Here is a 17288-nt window from a genome sequence, read left to right on the forward strand (position 1 = left end):
CCGAGTAGGCTTGAGCATCATGAACGACGCGCCCATCGGCATCTTCGACTCCGGAGTCGGCGGGCTGACGGTAGCCAGGGCCATCCGCGCTCAGCTGCCGCAGGAATCGCTCGTGTACATCGGCGACACCGCCCATTCGCCCTACGGTCCCAAGCCCATCGCCGACGTGCGACGGTACAGCCTCGAGGTGCTCGACACCCTCGTCGACCAGGGCGTGAAGATGCTCGTGATCGCCTGCAACACGGCATCCGCCGCCATGCTGCGCGACGCCCGCGAGCGCTACGACGTGCCCGTCGTCGAGGTGATCGGCCCCGCCGTGCGCCGGGCCGTCTCGACCACCCGCAACGGCCGCATCGGAGTCATCGGCACCGTCGGCACCATCGGCTCCCGCGCCTACCAGGACATGCTCGAGGTCAACGAGCGGCTCGAGGTGTTCACCGCCGCGTGCCCGCGCTTCGTCGAGTTCGTCGAGGCAGGCATCACCGGCACCCCCGAGGTGCTCGCCGTCGCCGAGGACTACCTCGCACCGCTGCGGGATGCCGATGTCGACACGCTCGTGCTCGGCTGCACGCACTACCCGTTCCTGCGCGGTGCGATCAGCTACGTGATGGGAGACGGCGTCTCACTGGTCTCCAGCGACGACGAGACCGCCGCCGACGTGTACCGTCAGTTGGTCAAGCGCGACCAGCTCGCCGCGTCGGATGCCGTGCCCAGCTACGTGTATGAGGCGACCGGTCAGTCGGCCGATGAGTTCACGATGCTCGCGAACCGCCTGATGGGGCACGAGGTGCGCGATGTGCAGCTCGTGCAGACCGGCGTCATCGACCTGCCCTACCTGGCCGACCTCGAAGCGGAATTCCCGCACACCTGAGCTCCGGCGCACACCTGAGCACCCCATCCGAGAGGACCCCCATGTCAGACATCGTCCGCGCCGACGGCCGCAGCACCGACCAGCTCCGCGAGGTGACCATCGAACGCGGCTGGTCCGCACACGCCGAGGGCTCTGCGCTGATCAGCTTCGGCGGCACCAAGGTGCTGTGCACCGCGTCGTTCACCAACGGCGTGCCGCGCTGGCTGACAGGCAAGGGGAAGGGGTGGGTCACCGCCGAGTACGCGATGCTGCCGCGGGCCACCAACAGCCGCAACGACCGCGAGAGCGTGAAGGGCCGGATCGGCGGGCGCACGCACGAGATCTCCCGCCTGATCGGCCGCGCCCTGCGCGCCGTCGTCGACACCAAGGCTCTGGGCGAGAACACGATCGTCATCGACTGCGACGTGCTGCAGGCCGACGGCGGCACGCGCACCGCCGCGATCACGGGCGCCTACGTCGCCCTCGCGGATGCGATCGAGTGGGGCCGCGAGAAGAAGTTCATCGGCAAGAACTCCACCCCGCTGCTGGACACGGTCGCCGCGGTCTCGGTCGGCATCATCGACGGCGAGCCCATGCTCGACCTGGCATACGTCGAGGACGTGCGCGCCGAGACCGACATGAACATCGTCGTCACCGGCCGTGGGCTGTTCGTCGAGGTGCAGGGAACTGCCGAAGGGGCGCCGTTCGACAAGCGCGAGCTGGATGCGCTGCTCGAGCTGGGTGTGAACGGCTGCGCCTCGCTCAAGGAGCAGCAGCTGGCGGCGCTGGCGGGCGCTTCGACAGGCTCAGGGTCCCAGGTTCGATGAAGGTCGTCCTCGCCACGCACAATCCGCACAAGGTCGCCGAGTTCCAGCAGATCGTCGCGGCCACGCGCCCCGATCTCGAGGTCGTCGGCTACGACGGGCCCGAGCCGGTCGAGGACGGCGTGACGTTCGCCGCGAATGCGCTGATCAAGGCGCGCGCGGCCGCCGCCCATACGGGGCTGGCGGCGCTGGCCGACGACTCCGGCATCTGCGTCGACGTGCTGGGCGGCTCGCCCGGTGTGTTCTCGGCCTACTGGGCCGGGCAGAAGAAGGATGCCGTCGCCAACCTCGAACTGCTGCTGGACCAGCTGCACGACGTCGCCGACCCGCACCGCACCGCGCAGTTCCACTCCACGATCGCGCTGGTGACGCCCGACGGCACCGAGCGGACCGTCGTCGGGATCTGGCCGGGACGGCTCGCGAAGGAGGCGTCGGGGGAGGGCGGCTTCGGCTACGACCCGATCTTCATCCCGGATGGTCAGGATCCGGCATCCGAGCGCACCGTCGGTCAGTTCACGGATGCCGAGAAGCAGTCCGAGTCGCACCGCGCCCGGGCCTTCCAGGCGCTCATTCCGCTGCTCGCCGCACTCTGACGAAGACGCGGTCACGGAGCTCGAGCTCCGTGACCGCAGTGGCCGTCCTTCTCAACGAGCGAGGGCGAGCAGGACGAAACCTGCGATGAGGACGGCGACGCGGACGTAGTGATACCGATCCCACCGACGCATCTGCTGCTTCCAGTCCGCGGGCCTGTTCTCGGGCGTCCACATCTTGCCGCGGTTGTTGATCGGGACAAGCAGTACGACGGACATGATCACGCTGAGCAGCAGCATCGCCGCGCCGGCGATGATGAACGCGGTACCGTCTCGACCCCAGGCGATGAGCGCCCAGATCACGCTCAGCACCAGCGAGCCGATGTACCAGAACGGCATCAGGGCGCCGAGCATGCGGCCGCCGTGGGAGCGGCCGAGCTGGTTGCTGTCGTCGGGGAGGGCGTTGAAGATGCGGCTGAGGATGAAGGCGACGGAGAACTCGACGCCGACAAGGATGCCGACGACCACGATCGTGGCGACCTCGAAGACAGTGATCATGATGCTCCTTTTTCTAGTGCTGCTAGATGTGCGTTCGACGCTAGCATGATCGACGCTCGAAAATCTATCGATGCTAGAATCGGGGCATGTCTGTACAGGATCGCAAGCAGCGTGCGCGGATGGATCGAGAGCGGCTCATCGTGTCGACGGCGCGCGAGATCGCTGAGCAGGAGGGCTGGGACGCCGTCACGACCCGGCGTCTCGCGGAGCGCATCGAGTACAGCCAGCCCGTGCTCTACAGTCACTTCCGCGGCAAGCGGGAGATCGTGGGCGCCGTTGCGCTGGAGGGTTCGAGGGAACTGGCTGCGGCGGTCAGGGCCGCTGCGGCGGGTGCAGTCACTGCACATGACCGCGTAGCGGCCCTCACGCGTGCCTATCTCGACTTCGCCACCAGGAACCCGGCGGTCTACGACGCGATCTTTCAACTCGACGGAGGCCTGGCATTCGCCCAGGAAGACACCCCGGAGCCGTTGAAGGATGCTTTCGCCGCGCTTCAGGACAACATCGCCGATCTCGCAGGCGAGAACGTGTCCTCCGGGCTGCTCACGGAGGTGTTCTGGGCCGCGCTGCATGGTCAGGTCACGCTGTCGCGGGCGGGCAGGCTTCCCTCTGAAGGCGTCGAGGCCCGGATCGAACTGCTCGTAGATCGCTTCACTGACGTCTGAAGCCGGTGACGCCATCCGGCATCGCGATGCTGGCCGCACCGTGGCAGGGAGTCTCTGCTCACGGCAGAGCCGCTCTGAGCGGATTCGCGTGCCCGGATCTCGACGGCGGCGCACGCTGGAGGCATGACCGAAGAGAAGACCACCGCACAGTTCGGCCCCGAGGCACGTCGAGCCCTGTTCCACGATCGGGTGCTCGTGCTCGACGGCGAACTCGATGATGACAACGGCACGCTGCTGATGACGCAGTTGCTGGCGCTGTCCGCCGAGGACCCCGTCGCCGACATCGCCCTCTGGATCCACTCACCTGGCGGCTCCGTGCCGTCGATGCTGGGGATCCGCGACATCATGAATCTGATTCCGAACGATGTGGCCACGCTCGCACTGGGAACCGCGGCCAGCGCCGGTCAGTTCCTGCTCTCGGCCGGCACGAAGGGCAAGCGTCGCGCTCTGCCGCACGCACGGATCCTCATGCATCAGGGCTCCGCGGGCATCGGCGGGTCGGCCGGTGAGCTCGAGACGCAGGCCGACGACCTCCGACACGTGCGCGACACCGTGCTCGGTCTCATCGCACAGGACACCGGTCAGCCGATCGAGCGCGTCTTCACCGATTCGCTGCACGACCGCTGGTACACGGCGGCGCAATCCGAGGAGTACGGATTCATCGACGAGATCGTCGACTCCATCACGCAGATCTCGCCCCGCAGAAGGCAGCGGATCGGACTCGGATCGGATGCCGCGGAACTCGCTCAGGCAGGACAGCACTCATGACCGGTTACACCATCCCCAACGTCATCGCCCAGCATCCGCGGGGCGAGCGGATCATGGATGTCTACTCGCACCTGCTCGCGGAGCGCATCATCTACCTCGGCACGGGCATCGACGCGGGCGTCGCGAACGCCCTGATCGCCCAGCTGCTGCACCTCGACTCGGACAACCCGGACTCCGGCATCCAGCTCTATGTGAACAGCGAGGGCGGCGATCCGGGAGCGGCGCTCGCGATCTACGACACGATGCGCCATATCCGTCCGGCGGTGGCCACAACCGTGGTCGGTCAGGCGATCGGTCCGGCGGCACTGCTCGCGGCGGCTGGAACGCCGGGCCAGCGTGCGGCGCTCGAACACGCCCGCATCGTCCTGCACCAACCGGCGGGGCAGTCGCGCGGGGCGATCCCCGACCTCATCCTCGCGGCTGATGAGGTGGTGCGGGTGCGCTCCGACATGGAGCTTATCCTCGCCCGCCACACAGGCCGGTCGGTCGCCGAGCTGCGTGCCGACACCGACCGGGACCGCGTGTTCACCGCACCCGCCGCCCTGGAGTACGGCCTGATCGACACGGTGATGGGCGAGCGGTCCACGCCGTGAGGGGCGCTGCGCGCGGCCGGACGTCTCAGGCGGCGAGTGCGAACGCGCCGCGAACGGCGGACACGGCAGCGGATGCCGGTGCCGCGGCCGCGCGCAGCTGATCGGTCACGTCGCTGGCGAGCTCGATGAGCGTGGTGTCCAGTGCGCCGGCGATGGCGGCGATCATCTCACTGGACGGCTCCTTGAGGCCGCGCTCGACCTCCGAGAGGTACTGGGGTGAGACGCCCGCCGTCGCGGCGGTCTCGCCGAGGGTCTCCTCGCGCTCGAGGCGCCGCCGACGCATCTGCGCACCGAGCATCTCGCGCCAGAGCGGTTCGGGCTCGACCTGCGGGCGGTGCGGCGACGTCGAGGCAGCGGGGAACGGGATCATCTCGGCCATGGTTCACGGTAACGCCGTCCGCCGACGCCGCGACAGCCGTTCTGCTCAGAGCAGAACGGGCTCGGGCGTGCCCGCGCCTTCCATGCCTCGTCCCGCAGTTTCCGGCCCGCGAGTCGTGGACCAGGGCACAGCACGCGAGTATCGTCGGCTCGGTGGACTACGAGGACGGACGCTCCGGCGGAGCAGCCCAGCTGTATTACCAGTGGCACGGGCGAGCCGGGGACGAGCCGCCGCTGCTCCTCGTGCACGGCGGCGGATCCACGATCGAGTCCAATTGGGGTGCGCTGATCCCGGCGCTCGCGGGAACACGTCGCATCCTCGCCGTCGAGCTGCAGGGTCATGGACGCACCCCCACAGGGTCCGGCCCGGCGTCCTTCGAGCGCTCGGCGGACGACCTCGCGGCGCTGCTGATCGAACTCGACACGGGGCCGGTGCACGTGCTCGGTTTCAGCAACGGCGGTCAGGTGTCGCTGCAGCTGGCGATCCGGCATCCCGAGCGGGTGGCCCGACTCATCGCCGCCTCGGCGCCTTTCCGGAGGGACGGAATGATCGACGGATTCTGGGACGCCATGGCGACGAGTGGATTCGCGGACATGCCCGAGGTGTATCGGCAGGCCGACATCGACGTGAGCGGAGATGTCGCGCACGCGGAGCGGATGTTCGCGCTGGATCGCGATCTCATGACCGGATTCCACGACTTCCCGGATGACTCGCTGGCGACCATCGTCGCCCCCACACTCGTGGTCGCCGGTGACAGGGACGTCATCACACGTGACCATGCGGTGGCCCTCGCCGCGCTTGTTCCGGGTGCGCGGCTGCTCATCGTGCCCGGTGGACACGGCGACTATCTGGGCGAGGCATTCGCCGCGGACGGCGACCTCCGAGCGATGTCGCGAGCACTGCCGCTGCTGACCGGGTTCCTCGACGACGAGTTCTGATCCGCGTGCCGAGTCGCGGCGTGCCGCGAATGATTCTCATCCCCATTCCCAACTGGACGGGATCAGGCTCCACCGGCGTGCTTCCGGCCTAGCCTGGAGTCATGCACGATCACGCACCCGTCTCCGGAGGCATCCGCGATGCCGGCCACCGGCGTCTGCTGACCGTCTCGCTGTCGCTGACCGTCGTCGTGATGATCGTGCAGGTCGTCGGTGCGATCCTCTCGGGGTCCCTGGCGCTGCTGGCCGACGCCGCCCACATGTTCACCGACGCGTCGGCGCTGGTGATCGCACTGATCGCGACCGCTGTCGCGGCCCGCCCCGCCGACGACCGGCGCACCTTCGGCTATCAGCGCGCGGAGGTGTTCGGCGCCCTCATCAACGCCGTCATCCTCAGCGTGCTCATGGTGGTCGTCGCGATCCAGGGCGTCCAGCGGCTGATGGACCCGGGCGAGGTCGACGTCGCCGGGCCCCTGATGCTGGTCGTCGCCGTGGTCGGCATGGTCGCGAACGCGATCTCGATGTGGCTTCTGAGTCGCGCGCAGCGCACGAGCATCAACGTGCGCGGCGCGTATCTCGAGGTCATGGGCGACCTGATCGGCTCGGTGCTGGTCATCGTCGCCGCGATCGTGATCGTCACCACGGGGTGGATGCCCGCCGACGCGATCGCCTCGCTGCTCATCGCCGTGATGATCCTGCCGCGCGCGATCTCGCTGCTGCGCGAGGTGTTCTCGGTGCTCGCGGAATCGGCGCCCAAAGGCATGTCGGTGACCGAGATCCGCGACCACCTGAAGCGGTATCAGGGGGTGGTCGACGTGCACGACGTGCACGTGTGGCAGCTCACTCGTGGAGCGCCCGTGTTCACCGCGCACGTCACCGTCGACTCCGCGCTGTTCGCCGCCGGGCGCTCGGCGGAGCTGCTGGCCGAGCTGCAGAACTGCCTGGCCGAGCACTTCGACGTGGAGCACTCCACTTTCCAGCTGGAGCCCGCGGGCCACGACGACTGCGAGGCCACGCACGCCTGAAACTGCGTCGTCCGTCGGAGCGTCAGGCCTCGCGCCGCACCTCGGCAGGGGACTTGTCGGGGCGCAGCCCGCGCCAGCGCGAGTGGCGGAGGATGCCGCCGGGTGTCCAGTCCGCGAACTCCACCTCGCCGACGAGCTCGGGACGCACCCACAGGGCGTCCCGCGCCTCCGGCCGTGGCACGCCCTCCGCGGGCGCCTCGTCAGTGCGCAGCAGGTCGAGACGCGCGCTCAGATCGCGCAGCATCCGGTCGGTGAAACCGGTGCCCACCTTCCCGACGTACTGCAGTGCGCCCGCGTCGTCGGGCACGGCGAGGAGCAGAGAGCCGATGGTGCCGCCGCGGTCGCCCTTGCCCGGCCGGATGCCGATGATCACGACCTCCTGGGTGCGGGTGTTCTTCAGCTTCAGCCACGCCGAGCTGCGCGCGCCGGGGCGGTACCCGGAGTCGGGATCCTTTGCGACGACGCCCTCCAGCCCGTGCTGCCTGCTCATCTCCACCGCGGCGTCGACGTCGTCGAAGACGGGTGGCACCTGCACCGGGTCTTCGAGGTCGGATGCGAGCTGCTCGAGCAGCTCGCGACGCTGCCGCAGCGGCATCCGGGTCAGGTCGTGGCCGTCCAGATGCAACAGGTCGAACAGCATGTATACGATCGGGGTGCGCACGACCTCCCGCTCGATGTCGCGGCCCTTGGTGAGGTGCATCCGGTTCTGCAGGCGCGTGAAGCTCGGCCTGCCCTGCGCGTCGAAGGCGACGATCTCGCCGTCGACGACGGCATCGGTGGCGGGCAGGTGCGGGGCGCCGTCGGCGGTGAGCTCGGGGTAGCGCGCGGTGATGTCCGTGCCGCTGCGCGCACGCAGCGTGAAGCTTCCGTCAGCCCAGGTGCCGATCGCGCGGATGCCGTCCCACTTGATCTCCGCCCAGGCATCGGCGCCGCGTGCCACGCCCATACTGCCGGTCTCCGCCAGCATGGGGGAGTACGACGCGGGCCGCTCTGCGGCCGTGGCGGCCTCGGTCGGAGCGGACTCAGGAAGATCGGAACGCGGGGTGGCGGGCCCACGCGCCCCGGAGGCTCCGGCCGACGCGGAGCGGCGGGTGGCGTGGGGCGTGGGGACCATCCGGTGCAGCAGCCACTGGGACTTCTCGCCCTCGCCGCCGGTGCGGATCAGCGCCAGGCGCGCGGAGCCCAGCCGCCCACCGGCCTGACCGGTGAACGTGCCGATCACCTCGTCGTCGCGCCACTTCTCCAGCGCGACGACGCCGGTGTCCCACACGGTCATGGAACCCGCACCGTATTCGCCACGGGGGATCTCGCCCTCGAAGTCCAGATACTCCATCGGATGCGGCTCAGTCATCACCGCCAGATGATTGCGATCGGTGGACTCCGGGATGCCCTTGGGCACCGCCCAGCTGATGAGCACGCCGTCGCGCTCGATGCGCAGGTCGCAGTGCAGGCTGCTCGCGTGATGCTCCTGGATCACGAAGCGCGGGTCGCCTCCGGGGGCGATGTATGCCGTGCGCGGCATCGGCTCCGGTGTCTTGGCCGCATCGCGTTTGGCGAGATAGGCGGCCAGCGCCGAGCTCGGCGGCGCGAGGGCCGCAAGGGGGTCGATCCCGGCATCCATCCGCTCCAGCACTTCCTCGAACTCGAGGTGACGCAGCTCGGGATCGTCCAGCTCCTCCCACGTGCGGGGGGCCGCCACCCAGGGGCGGGCGCGCCCGCGCAGCGAGTAGGGGGCGATGGTCGTCTTGGAGGCGCTGTTCTGGCTCCAGTCGATGAACACCTTGCCGCCGCGCGCCGACTTGGCCATCGTGCCCGTCGCGAGGTCGGGATGATCGGCCTCGATCAGCCGGGCGAGCTCCTTCGCGACCGCGGAGACGTCGTCGCTGGTCTGCCGGCCTGTGCCGTCGTCGGAGGTGGGCAAACGGGCGTACAGGTGGATGCCCTTGCTGCCGCTGGTCACCGGCATCGGCTCCAGCCCCATCCCGGTGAGGATGCCGCGAGCCACTCGCGCCACCTCGGCGCACTGCGCGAGCCCGACACCCGGCCCGGGATCCAGGTCGAGTACCAGCCGGTCCGGCTTTCCCCGCCCGCCGGAGTGCGTGAATCGCCATTGCGGCACGTGCAGTTCGAGAGCGGCGATCTGCGCGAACCATGCCAGGGTCGCCGCGTCATCGGCGAGCGGATACTCCTTCGGACCGTCGGAGTGCTCGATCGGCATCCGCCGCACCCAGTCCGGCGCGCCCTGCTCGAGCTGCTTCGTGAAGAAGCTCTCAGCGGGAGCATCCGCTGTACCGACGCCGTCCACCCAGCGCTTGCGAGTCACCGGGCGACCGCGCAGGTGCGGCAGCATGACGGGCGCGATCCGCGAGTAGTAGGAGAGGATCTCGCCCTTGGTCGTGCCCGCGTCGGGGTAGACGACCTTCTCGAGATTGGTGACGCGCAGACGGCGGCCGTCGACCTGCACGACCTGCCCGCTCGCTGCCATGGGGACAGAGTAGTCGGCCGAGGTCAATCCCTCTGGCCGGAACGGCTGTGACTGGCGATACTGGGGGGATGAGGAGCATCTGGAAGGGCGCAGTGACCTTCGGCCTGGTGAATGTGCCGGTCAAGGTGTATTCGGCGATCGAGGACCATGACATCTCGCTGCACCAGGTGCATGACGAGGACGGCGGGCGCATCCGCTACCAGCGCGTCTGCGAGATCGACGGCAAGCCCGTCGCATACGCGGACATCGACCGCGCCTATGTCGACGACGACGGGCAGACGGTCGTGCTCACCAAGAAGGATCTCGAGGCGCTGCCGGCAGAGAAGAGCCGGGAGATCGACGTGGTGGAGTTCGTGCCCACCGAGCAGATCGACCTGATGATGCTGGACCGGCCGTACTATCTGGAACCCGACTCCAAGTCGCCGAAGGCGTACGTGCTGCTGCGCAAGACGCTCGAGCAGACCGACCGCACCGCGATCGTGCGGTTCACGCTGCGGCAGAAGACGCGCTTGGCGGCGCTGCGCGTGCGGGGCGATGTGCTGGTGCTGCAGACGCTGCTGTGGGCCGACGAGGTGCGCGAGGCGGCGTTCCCCGCGCTGGATGAGGACGTGAAGATCAGCAAGAAGGAGCTGGAGCTCGCGTCATCGCTGGTCGACAGCTACTCCAGCGACTTCGAACCGGAGTCGTTCGTCGACGAGTACCAGAAGGAGCTGCGGACCCTCATCGACGCGAAGATCGAGGCCGGTGAGACCTTCGACGTGTCCGAGACCTTCGCCGAGGAGGGCGAGGGCACCGGCGGCGAGGTCATCGACCTGATGGAGGCGCTGCGCGCCAGCGTGGAGAAGTCGAAGGCCGCACGCAAGGACGCAGGACAGAAGGCCGATGCCGAGCCGGCGGACAAGAAGGCAGGCGGAAAGAAGAAGAAGGCAAGCTGAGCCCGGTTCTAGTGGTTGCCGTCGCCGTCCAGGTCGGGTGCGCGGTCGAAGACCTCGGCGTCGAGCTGCAGGTTCTGCGCCTCGACGGCATCCGTCTCGAGGTCGCCGCCCGCGGCGGCCGCCTTCTTGGCCTTGTGACGCTCGACGAGGTAGTGCCAGAGCGTGACGACGGCGGTGCCGCCGACGGCCAGCAGCAGGATGATGTCGATGTAGTCGACGACGAGGTCGCGGATCCACGGGATGTAGGCGATCAGGTAGCCGAACATCGTGAGGCCGAAGCCCCAGAGCACCGCGCCGATGAGGTTGTAGAGCGAGTAGCGCTTCCAGGGCATGTGCCCCACGCCCGCGGCCACCGGCGCGAAGGTGCGCACGATCGGCACGAAGCGGGCGAGGATGATCGTGATGCCGCCGAAGCGCTCGAAGAACGCGTTGGTGCGCTCGACGTTCTTACGGCTGAACAGGCCCGATTCCTTGCGCTCGAACACCGCCGGCCCGCCCTTGTGACCGATGAAGTACCCGACCTCGCCGCCGACGAAGGCGGAAAGGCCGATCAGCAGCGCGACGACCCAGATGTTCAGGCCGAAGATATCGCTGGTGTGCGTCAGCAGACCAGAGATCACCAGCAGCGTGTCGCCGGGCAGCAGGAAGCCGATCAGCAGACCCGTCTCAGCGAAGACGATGAAGCACACCACGAACAGGGCCCAGGCGCCGGCGCCCTGGATGATGTTGGCAGGATCGAGCCAGGGGATGAGCGCAGTCGGCGCCTGAATCAGCGAGTGAAGCAAGGGGGATCCCGTCGTTCGTTATTCGGCGGTGGGGGGAAGGAAGCCGGAGTGCGGGAGATGGGACTTGAACCCACACGCTCGAAAGCACAGGAACCTAAATCCTGCGTGTCTACCAATTCCACCACTCCCGCGCGTGCTCAAGTCTATCGATGCGGGCGTTCGGGATTTCCGTAGATCTGCTGAGCGTGCGCAACCTCTGTGGATAACTTTGACGGGCATCTGGCGGACTCTGCCAGGATGCCTGCGTGAGTCATCCGTCTCTAGTCGTCGCCGAGAGGGTTCGTCGGCGACTGCGCCTCGAGCACACCGATCCGTCCTCGCATCCCGACGAGGCGCGGCACATCGCGCAGACCGAGGTGCGCCGCCACAACGACCTCGCGCTGCAGCGCGGCGAGGCGATGATCGATGACGAGGCGGCGCTCGTGCGCGACGTGCTGGCATCCGTGTCGGGATTCGGAGCGCTCCAGCCGCTGCTGGACGATCCTGAGATCGAGGAGATCTGGCTGAACGGGCCCGACCGCATCTTCATCGCGCGCGGCGGCACCACCGAGCGGGTGGACATGCGCCTGACGGATGCCATCGTGCGCGATCTGGTGGAGCGGATGCTGCAGGCCACGGGTCGCCGTGTCGACGTCAGCCAGCCGTTCGTCGACGCCTCCCTGCCGGACGGTTCGCGCCTGCACGTGGCCATCGCGGACGTGGTCCGCGGCTCCTGGGCGGTGAACATCCGCAAGTTCCTGACGCAGCACCGCACGCTGGAGTCGCTGATCGCCCAGGGATCGGTTCCGCGGGACTTGGCCGATCTGCTGCACCGGGCGCTGCTCGACGGGCGCAGCATCATCGTGTCCGGCGCGACCCACGCGGGAAAGACCACGCTGCTGGGGGCGCTGCTGGCATCCGTCGCCGACAAGCAGCGCATCGTGACCGTCGAGGAGACGTTCGAGCTCGCCGTGGACGGCCCCGATGTCGTGGCGCTGCAGGGTCGGCAGGCCAGCCTGGAGGGCACCGGTGAGATCACTCTGCGCCGACTTGTGAAGGAGGCGCTGCGCATGCGCCCCGACCGCATCGTCGTCGGCGAGGTGCGCGATGCCGAGGCGCTGGACCTCGTGCTCGCATTGAACACAGGAGTTCCCGCGGCCGGAACCATCCATGCGAACTCCGCCGACGAGGCTCTCGACAAACTCGCGCTGCTTCCGCTGCTCGCCGGACGCAACATCGATCGCTCGTTCATCGTGCCGGCGCTCGCCACGTCGATCTCCTACGTCGTGCACTGCCGGCGCGAGGCGGACGGGTCCCGTCGGATCGTCGAGGTGATCGCACCGACGGGCGAGGTCGTCGACGGGCGCATCGTGACGACCCCGGTCTACCGAGCAGACGAGACCGCATGACCCTGCTGATCGGGGCACTGCTCGGGGCGGGGCTGCTGCTGTGCGCATCGCCCTGGCTGTGGCCGGCGCACGAGCGTGTGCCGAAGCCGCCGAAGCGCGGCCGCTTGAGGAGACTTCTCGAAGAATCCGGTCATGCGCGCTCCTCGGAGCGGACACTCGTGGTCGTCATGGTCGCGATCGGTCTGGTCGCGGCGGCTCTGGTCTGGCTGATCACCACGCTGGCGCTGCTCGCCCTGATGGCGGGGATCGCCGGCGCCGCCGCACCCGTGCTGTACCTCCGCGGCCGACGGCTCCGACTGCGCAAGGCGCGCAGGCAGCTGTGGCCCGACGTCTGCGATCTGCTGGTCGCGGCGATCCGCGTGGGACTCTCGCTGCCTGATGCCGTGGCCAGCCTGGCGGATTCCGCTCCACCGGCGATCCGGCCCGCGTTCGCGGTCTTCGCGCGTGACCTGCGCGCCACCGGGCGCTTCGAGACGAGCCTGGACCGACTGAAGGACACCCTCGCCGACCCGATCGCCGACCGCATCGTCGAGACGCTGCGCATGGCACGCCAGGTCGGCGGCACCGAGCTGACCGGCGTGCTGCGCGCCCTGTCGGCGTCGGTGCGAGCGGATGCCGCGCTGCGCGGCGAGGTGGAGGCCCGTCAGTCGTGGATCCGCGGTGCGGCTGTGCTGGGAGCCATCGCGCCCTGGGTGATCCTCGCTCTGCTCGCCATGCGGCCGGAGGGGCGCGACGCCTATGCGAGCCCCGAGGGAATGCTGGTGATCGTGATCGGCGCGATCGTCTCGGTGATCGCCTACCGGATCATGCTGCGCATCGGCCGACTTCCCGAGCCTGCGAGGTGGTTCGGATGACTGCCATCACCGATGTCGCGCTCGCCGTGCTGCTCGGCGGAACCTTCGCCCTGGGCGTGCTCGGGGTGCTGTCCGCGCTGCCGCGGTGGGGTGCGGTGCCGCTGGATCGCCGCATCGCCCCGTATGTCCGCGACGTGGTCCCCGACGAGGCGCTGCCCGCCGGCATCCTGCCTCGGGTGGGTGTGCTGCCCGTGCAGGGCAGGCGGATGTGGGATCGCGTGCGCGCGGTGTTCGAGCGCGTCATCGGCGGTGGGGACGCGCTCGCGCAGCGGCTCGCTCAGGCCGGATCAGTTCAGACTCCGGCCGCGTTCCGTGGACGTCAGCTGGCCTGGGGCATCGGCGGTCTCGTCGCCGGAGCGGTCGTCGTCGTGGCGATGGCGATCACCGGACGGATGTCGCCGCCCGCGGTGCTGCTGCCGCTCATCGCGGGCGCCGCTGCCGCGGTCATGTACGACATGCAGCTGACCGCACGCGCCAACGCACGACGGGCGCGCCTCGCCGAGGAGCTGCCGACGACCCTGGAGTTCCTGGCGCTCTGCCTCTCGGCGGGGGAGTCCCTCCTGGATGCGCTGCGCCGCGTGTCGGGGATCGGAACCGGGCAGCTCACGCACGAACTGCGTCAGGCCGTGCTGGCGGTGCACACCGGCTCTCCGCTCGCCGACGCGCTCGGTGAGACCGCCACCCGTCTGCAGCTGCCCGGACTGTCGCGAGCGGTCGACCAGATCGTCGCCGCGCTGGAGCACGGCGCCCCGCTCGCCACGGTGCTGCACTCGCAGGCGGCGGACGCCAGGGACGAGGCCAAGCGCGTGCTGATCGAGCAGGCCGGGCGCAAGGAGATCACGATGCTCCTGCCACTGGTGTTCCTCATCCTCCCGATGAGCGTGCTCTTCGCCGTCTATCCAGGACTCTTCATCCTCCGGCTCGGCCTCGGCTGAGCCCCGACACAAGGAAACGACATGACCACGATCAGAAGATGGTTCACCGCAGGCAGGACGCTTGGAGAGGATCTGGCCGAGGACGAACGCGGAGATGTCCCCGGCTGGGTGCTCGTGACCTTGATGACAGCCGCGCTCGTGGTGGTCATCTGGGCCGTCGCCGGACCCGCCCTGGTGAACCTGTTCGAGCAGGCCATCTCCCGCGTCTCCGGCATCTGACCGGTCGGCATGCCCGCCCCGTCACCGCTCGCCGATGAGCGCGGATCCAGCCCTGTCGAGTTCGTGCTCGTCGGTGCGCTGCTGACCGCGCTCACACTTGCGGTGCTGCAGGTCGCGTTCGCGATCTACGTGCGCAACGTGGTGCACGACGCGGCCGTGGAGGGCGCGCACTACGCGGCGCTCGCCGACACGGACATCGCCGAGGGAGCGGACCGCACGCGTGCGGTCATCGGCAGAGCCATCGGGTCGGGATACGCCGAGGAGGTTGCGATCGGCCAGGATAGCGCGCTGGGGCACGAGAGCGTCGTGGTGCGCGTCCGCACCACCTTGCCGGTGCTGGGACTGATCGGCGTGCCGTACGGGATGGAGGTGGAGGCCCGTGCGCCCGTCGAATCGTTCGAGGATGACTGACCGCCTGCTCGCCGACGAGACCGGTTCCGCGGCGCTGGAGTTCATCACCGTCGGGGTGCTGCTGCTCGTGCCGCTGGTGTATCTCGTGCTCGCGCTCGGCGCCATCCAGGAGCAGACGCTGGGCGCCGAGGCCGCAGCCCGGCACACGGCACGGGTGATCGGTCAGGCGCCGAATGCCACCACGGCCGCCGCCCATGGTGATGCCGTGCTCGCGAACACAGTCCGCGAGTACGGGATGGATGCGGATGCCGTCGACGTGCAGATCACGTGCCGACCTGCGACGGCCGCGTGCCCGGCCGCGGGAAGCACAGTGATCGTCACCGTCACCACCCGGGTGAGTCTGCCCTTCATGCCGCCGATCTTCGGCCTCGATCGGATCGCCGCGATCCCCGTCGAGGCGCAGTCCGCGCAGAAGACCTCGAGGCTGTGGGGGAGCAGCTGATGCTGTTCCACAGGCTCCGAGATCTCGCCGATGACGAGGACGGCAGCATCCTCCCGCTGGTCCTCGGCTACGTGCTGCTGGCCATCGCGGTGATCTTCGTCTGCGTCTCTGCGACCGACCTGTACATCGCGCAGAAGAGACTGGACTCGCTGGCCGACGCGGCCGCGCTCGCCGGAGCTGACGGGTTCACCCTCGAGGTCGCCGGCGACGGCGTGCAGGCGGAGCTGACCGACGCGGGCGTGCGCGAGCAGGCGGATGCCGTGGTCGCCGCGATCGCTCAGGATGCCCGGATCGTGTCGGCGAGAACTCCGGACGGGGTCTCCGCGCGGGTCACGGTCGCTGCCTCCTGGCATCCGCCGCTGTTCTCGCCGTTCGTCCCCGACGGCGTGCCGCTGGAGGCGACGGCGACCACCCGCACCGCGCTGCGGTGAGGCGGGCGCTACTCCGGCTTGCGGGGCAGGTACTTCGGCGTCCAGCGCAGGAACCCGATGGCGCCCACCAGCGCGACCACGCCCATCAGGCCGGTCGCCAGAGACAGGGAGAACGCCGCGGTGATCGCGGAGACGGCCACCGGGGCGGCCGCACCGCCGGCATCCGTCAGCGTCCGCCACGACCCCAGGAACGCCGCGGGATCGCGTTCGGGCGCCAGGTCGGCGCCGAAAGTGAGCAGGATGCCGCTGGAGAGACCGTTGCCGACACCCAGGACGGCGGCGAACGTGCCGTACCAGAGCATCGCGGAATCGAGGTCGTGCGTGAACGACAGCGCCACGAACCCCAGACCCATCAGCGAGAGGGCGGGCATGGCGGCCCAGATGCGCCCGAACCGGTCCATCACCTGGCCGCTCGCATAGAACAGGGCGAAGTCGATCGCTCCGGAGATGCCGACCACCAGCGCTATGGTCGTGGCATCCAGACCCAGCGAGACGCCCCACAGCGGCAGGATGACCTGCCTGGCCGAGCGCACCGCCGACAGGCAGGCGGCCGAGATGCCGAGCCGGGCGAGAACCGTCCGGTACGCCCACATCGTGCGGAACACGCCGCGCTGATCGGCCACGGGGATCGAGCCGGTGACCACCTCGCCGGTGTCCTCGGCCACCGCGGCCCCTGTGGGCTTGAGCAGTGCGGGAATCGTGCGCTCCGGGTCGGGCCCGAACAGCACCAGCACCACCAGCACGGCCACGCAGGCCAGTAGGAACCAGACCGTCGACAGCTCCGTGCCGGTCAGGCTGATGAGACCCGCGGCGACGAACGGTCCCACGAACACGCCCAGGCGGAAGCATCCGCCCAGCAGAGACAGCAGCCGCGCCCGGAAGCGGATCGGAACGCGGGTGGTCATGAACGCGTGCCTGGCCAGACCGAACGCGGCCGCGCAGAAGCCCAGGACGAACACCGCGGCGGTCAGCAGCAGCAGCGACGACGCCATTAGCATCCCGACGCCGGCGAGCATCGCGGCAAGACCCGCGTAGACCATCGTGAACCGCTCGCCGATCTTCGACACCAACCAGCCCGACGGGATGTTGCCGCACAGCTGGCCGATCACCAGCGCCGACGTCACCAGCGCGGCCAGCGGGACATCCGCCCCCAGCTCGGTGGCGAACACCGGGATCAGCGGGATCACGGCGCCTTCACCGAGGGCGAACAGGATCGTCGGGAAGTAGACCATCGGTCCGAACTGCCTGATGACCTTGCCGACGCTTTCGTTCACAC

At 69.1% G+C, this 17288-nt stretch carries 21 protein-coding genes and 1 tRNA gene; 16 read left to right on the top strand and 6 right to left on the bottom strand.

Going from position 1 to position 17288, the window contains the following annotated elements:
• The first annotated feature begins 19 nt into the window (after positions 1-19).
• From murI to rdgB, 3 genes are read left to right on the top strand one after another with little or no spacing between them, the layout of a single operon-like run.
• On the top strand, positions 20-871 hold the full coding sequence (murI, locus tag QF046_RS17900) for a glutamate racemase (RefSeq protein ID WP_307372449.1): 852 nt from the start codon (positions 20-22) through the stop codon (positions 869-871).
• Positions 872-912: 41 nt separating this feature from the next.
• Complete coding sequence (gene rph / locus QF046_RS17905; protein WP_307372452.1) at positions 913-1677, top strand: ribonuclease PH; 765 nt, start codon at positions 913-915, stop codon at positions 1675-1677.
• Positions 1674-2267, top strand: a complete 594-nt coding sequence (rdgB, locus tag QF046_RS17910; protein WP_307372454.1) for an RdgB/HAM1 family non-canonical purine NTP pyrophosphatase — start codon at positions 1674-1676, stop codon at positions 2265-2267. Before rph ends, rdgB begins: the two co-directional genes overlap by 4 nt.
• A gap of 51 nt (positions 2268-2318) precedes the next feature.
• On the opposite strand, the gene QF046_RS17915 is transcribed toward rdgB, so the two are convergent.
• Positions 2319-2762 carry a DUF1772 domain-containing protein gene (locus QF046_RS17915; RefSeq protein WP_307372455.1) on the bottom strand — a complete coding sequence of 148 codons (444 nt, stop codon included), beginning with the start codon at positions 2760-2762 and terminating at the stop codon, positions 2319-2321.
• Between the two features lie 86 nt (positions 2763-2848).
• On the opposite strand from QF046_RS17915, the gene QF046_RS17920 reads away from it, so the two are divergent.
• The 3 genes from QF046_RS17920 to QF046_RS17930 all read left to right on the top strand — a co-directional run bounded on the left by QF046_RS17920 (position 2849) and on the right by QF046_RS17930 (position 4788).
• Complete coding sequence (locus tag QF046_RS17920; protein WP_307372457.1) at positions 2849-3427, top strand: TetR/AcrR family transcriptional regulator; 579 nt, start codon at positions 2849-2851, stop codon at positions 3425-3427.
• Positions 3428-3550: 123 nt separating this feature from the next.
• Positions 3551-4195, top strand: coding sequence for a ClpP family protease (locus QF046_RS17925; RefSeq protein ID WP_307372461.1), 645 nt, complete (start codon positions 3551-3553; stop codon positions 4193-4195).
• A complete protein-coding gene (locus QF046_RS17930) occupies positions 4192-4788 on the top strand; it encodes a ClpP family protease (protein WP_307372463.1) in 597 nt (198 codons plus the stop codon). The genes QF046_RS17925 and QF046_RS17930 overlap by 4 nt, the downstream gene beginning before the upstream one ends.
• Before the next feature lie 25 nt (positions 4789-4813).
• Here QF046_RS17930 and QF046_RS17935 read toward each other — a convergent pair whose 3' ends face one another.
• Positions 4814-5167, bottom strand: coding sequence for a helix-turn-helix domain-containing protein (locus QF046_RS17935; RefSeq protein ID WP_307372466.1), 354 nt, complete (start codon positions 5165-5167; stop codon positions 4814-4816).
• Between the two features lie 152 nt (positions 5168-5319).
• Between QF046_RS17935 and QF046_RS17940 the strand changes: the two genes are divergently transcribed.
• Together QF046_RS17940 and QF046_RS17945 are read left to right on the top strand one after the other, a co-directional pair.
• The gene (locus QF046_RS17940; RefSeq protein ID WP_307372470.1) at positions 5320-6105 is read left to right on the top strand and encodes an alpha/beta fold hydrolase; all 786 of its coding nucleotides are present in this window, start codon (positions 5320-5322) and stop codon (positions 6103-6105) included.
• Positions 6106-6206: 101 nt separating this feature from the next.
• Positions 6207-7127, top strand: coding sequence for a cation diffusion facilitator family transporter (locus QF046_RS17945; protein WP_307372471.1), 921 nt, complete (start codon positions 6207-6209; stop codon positions 7125-7127).
• A gap of 22 nt (positions 7128-7149) precedes the next feature.
• Here the strand turns inward: QF046_RS17945 and QF046_RS17950 are convergent, their stop codons facing one another.
• Positions 7150-9612, bottom strand: a complete 2463-nt coding sequence (locus tag QF046_RS17950; RefSeq protein ID WP_307372472.1) for an ATP-dependent DNA ligase — start codon at positions 9610-9612, stop codon at positions 7150-7152.
• A 68-nt stretch (positions 9613-9680) separates the two neighbouring features.
• Between QF046_RS17950 and QF046_RS17955 the strand changes: the two genes are divergently transcribed.
• Complete coding sequence (locus QF046_RS17955; RefSeq protein WP_307372473.1) at positions 9681-10547, top strand: Ku protein; 867 nt, start codon at positions 9681-9683, stop codon at positions 10545-10547.
• A gap of 8 nt (positions 10548-10555) precedes the next feature.
• Here QF046_RS17955 and QF046_RS17960 read toward each other — a convergent pair whose 3' ends face one another.
• Complete coding sequence (locus tag QF046_RS17960) at positions 10556-11332, bottom strand: DedA family protein (protein ID WP_307372474.1); 777 nt, start codon at positions 11330-11332, stop codon at positions 10556-10558.
• Between the two features lie 49 nt (positions 11333-11381).
• Positions 11382-11463: transfer RNA gene (locus QF046_RS17965), tRNA-Leu, on the bottom strand.
• A 114-nt stretch (positions 11464-11577) separates the two neighbouring features.
• On the opposite strand from QF046_RS17965, the gene QF046_RS17970 reads away from it, so the two are divergent.
• Genes QF046_RS17970 through QF046_RS18000 form a run of 7 tightly spaced genes read left to right on the top strand, consistent with a single transcriptional unit; the run spans position 11578 to position 16012 of the window.
• Positions 11578-12720 (top strand): CpaF family protein, encoded by a 1143-nt coding sequence (locus QF046_RS17970; RefSeq protein WP_307372475.1) that lies wholly within the window; start codon positions 11578-11580, stop codon positions 12718-12720.
• Positions 12717-13574, top strand: coding sequence for a type II secretion system F family protein (locus QF046_RS17975; RefSeq protein WP_307372476.1), 858 nt, complete (start codon positions 12717-12719; stop codon positions 13572-13574). Before QF046_RS17970 ends, QF046_RS17975 begins: the two co-directional genes overlap by 4 nt.
• Positions 13571-14509 carry a type II secretion system F family protein gene (locus QF046_RS17980; RefSeq protein ID WP_307372477.1) on the top strand — a complete coding sequence of 313 codons (939 nt, stop codon included), beginning with the start codon at positions 13571-13573 and terminating at the stop codon, positions 14507-14509. Before QF046_RS17975 ends, QF046_RS17980 begins: the two co-directional genes overlap by 4 nt.
• 21 nt (positions 14510-14530) lie before the next feature.
• Positions 14531-14728: a hypothetical protein gene (locus QF046_RS17985; protein WP_307372478.1), complete on the top strand. Its 198-nt coding sequence runs from the start codon at positions 14531-14533 to the stop codon at positions 14726-14728.
• 9 nt (positions 14729-14737) lie between these two features.
• Positions 14738-15139, top strand: coding sequence for a TadE/TadG family type IV pilus assembly protein (locus QF046_RS17990; protein ID WP_307372481.1), 402 nt, complete (start codon positions 14738-14740; stop codon positions 15137-15139).
• Complete coding sequence (locus tag QF046_RS17995; protein ID WP_307372483.1) at positions 15132-15581, top strand: TadE family protein; 450 nt, start codon at positions 15132-15134, stop codon at positions 15579-15581. Before QF046_RS17990 ends, QF046_RS17995 begins: the two co-directional genes overlap by 8 nt.
• Positions 15581-16012 (top strand): pilus assembly protein TadG-related protein, encoded by a 432-nt coding sequence (locus tag QF046_RS18000; protein ID WP_307372486.1) that lies wholly within the window; start codon positions 15581-15583, stop codon positions 16010-16012. The genes QF046_RS17995 and QF046_RS18000 overlap by 1 nt, the downstream gene beginning before the upstream one ends.
• Positions 16013-16020: 8 nt before the next feature.
• On the opposite strand, the gene QF046_RS18005 is transcribed toward QF046_RS18000, so the two are convergent.
• Positions 16021-17244, bottom strand: coding sequence for an MFS transporter (locus tag QF046_RS18005; RefSeq protein ID WP_307372906.1), 1224 nt, complete (start codon positions 17242-17244; stop codon positions 16021-16023).
• Positions 17245-17288 lie beyond the last annotated feature (44 nt).

Origin of the sequence: Microbacterium sp. W4I4, assembly GCF_030816235.1 — a bacterium.
Taxonomy (GTDB): Bacteria; Actinomycetota; Actinomycetes; order Actinomycetales; family Microbacteriaceae; genus Microbacterium.

Bases quoted from the DNA above. Each gene is read 5' to 3' on its own strand.
- QF046_RS17930 (WP_307372463.1), top strand. From the start codon at position 4,192: ATGACCGGTTACACCATCCCCAACGTCATCGCCCAGCATCCGCGGGGC.
- QF046_RS17925 (WP_307372461.1), top strand. From the start codon at position 3,551: ATGACCGAAGAGAAGACCACCGCACAGTTCGGCCCCGAGGCACGTCGA.
- QF046_RS17955 (WP_307372473.1), top strand. From the start codon at position 9,681: ATGAGGAGCATCTGGAAGGGCGCAGTGACCTTCGGCCTGGTGAATGTG.
- QF046_RS17945 (WP_307372471.1), top strand. From the start codon at position 6,207: ATGCACGATCACGCACCCGTCTCCGGAGGCATCCGCGATGCCGGCCAC.
- QF046_RS17935 (WP_307372466.1), bottom strand. From the start codon at position 5,167: ATGGCCGAGATGATCCCGTTCCCCGCTGCCTCGACGTCGCCGCACCGC.
- rph (WP_307372452.1), top strand. From the start codon at position 913: ATGTCAGACATCGTCCGCGCCGACGGCCGCAGCACCGACCAGCTCCGC.
- QF046_RS18000 (WP_307372486.1), top strand. From the start codon at position 15,581: ATGCTGTTCCACAGGCTCCGAGATCTCGCCGATGACGAGGACGGCAGC.
- QF046_RS17975 (WP_307372476.1), top strand. From the start codon at position 12,717: ATGACCCTGCTGATCGGGGCACTGCTCGGGGCGGGGCTGCTGCTGTGC.
- QF046_RS17950 (WP_307372472.1), bottom strand. From the start codon at position 9,612: ATGGCAGCGAGCGGGCAGGTCGTGCAGGTCGACGGCCGCCGTCTGCGC.
- murI (WP_307372449.1), top strand. From the start codon at position 20: ATGAACGACGCGCCCATCGGCATCTTCGACTCCGGAGTCGGCGGGCTG.
- QF046_RS17980 (WP_307372477.1), top strand. From the start codon at position 13,571: ATGACTGCCATCACCGATGTCGCGCTCGCCGTGCTGCTCGGCGGAACC.
- QF046_RS17990 (WP_307372481.1), top strand. From the start codon at position 14,738: ATGCCCGCCCCGTCACCGCTCGCCGATGAGCGCGGATCCAGCCCTGTC.
- QF046_RS17995 (WP_307372483.1), top strand. From the start codon at position 15,132: ATGACTGACCGCCTGCTCGCCGACGAGACCGGTTCCGCGGCGCTGGAG.
- QF046_RS17985 (WP_307372478.1), top strand. From the start codon at position 14,531: ATGACCACGATCAGAAGATGGTTCACCGCAGGCAGGACGCTTGGAGAG.
- rdgB (WP_307372454.1), top strand. From the start codon at position 1,674: ATGAAGGTCGTCCTCGCCACGCACAATCCGCACAAGGTCGCCGAGTTC.
- QF046_RS18005 (WP_307372906.1), bottom strand. From the start codon at position 17,244: ATGGTCTACTTCCCGACGATCCTGTTCGCCCTCGGTGAAGGCGCCGTG.
- QF046_RS17920 (WP_307372457.1), top strand. From the start codon at position 2,849: ATGTCTGTACAGGATCGCAAGCAGCGTGCGCGGATGGATCGAGAGCGG.
- QF046_RS17915 (WP_307372455.1), bottom strand. From the start codon at position 2,762: ATGATCACTGTCTTCGAGGTCGCCACGATCGTGGTCGTCGGCATCCTT.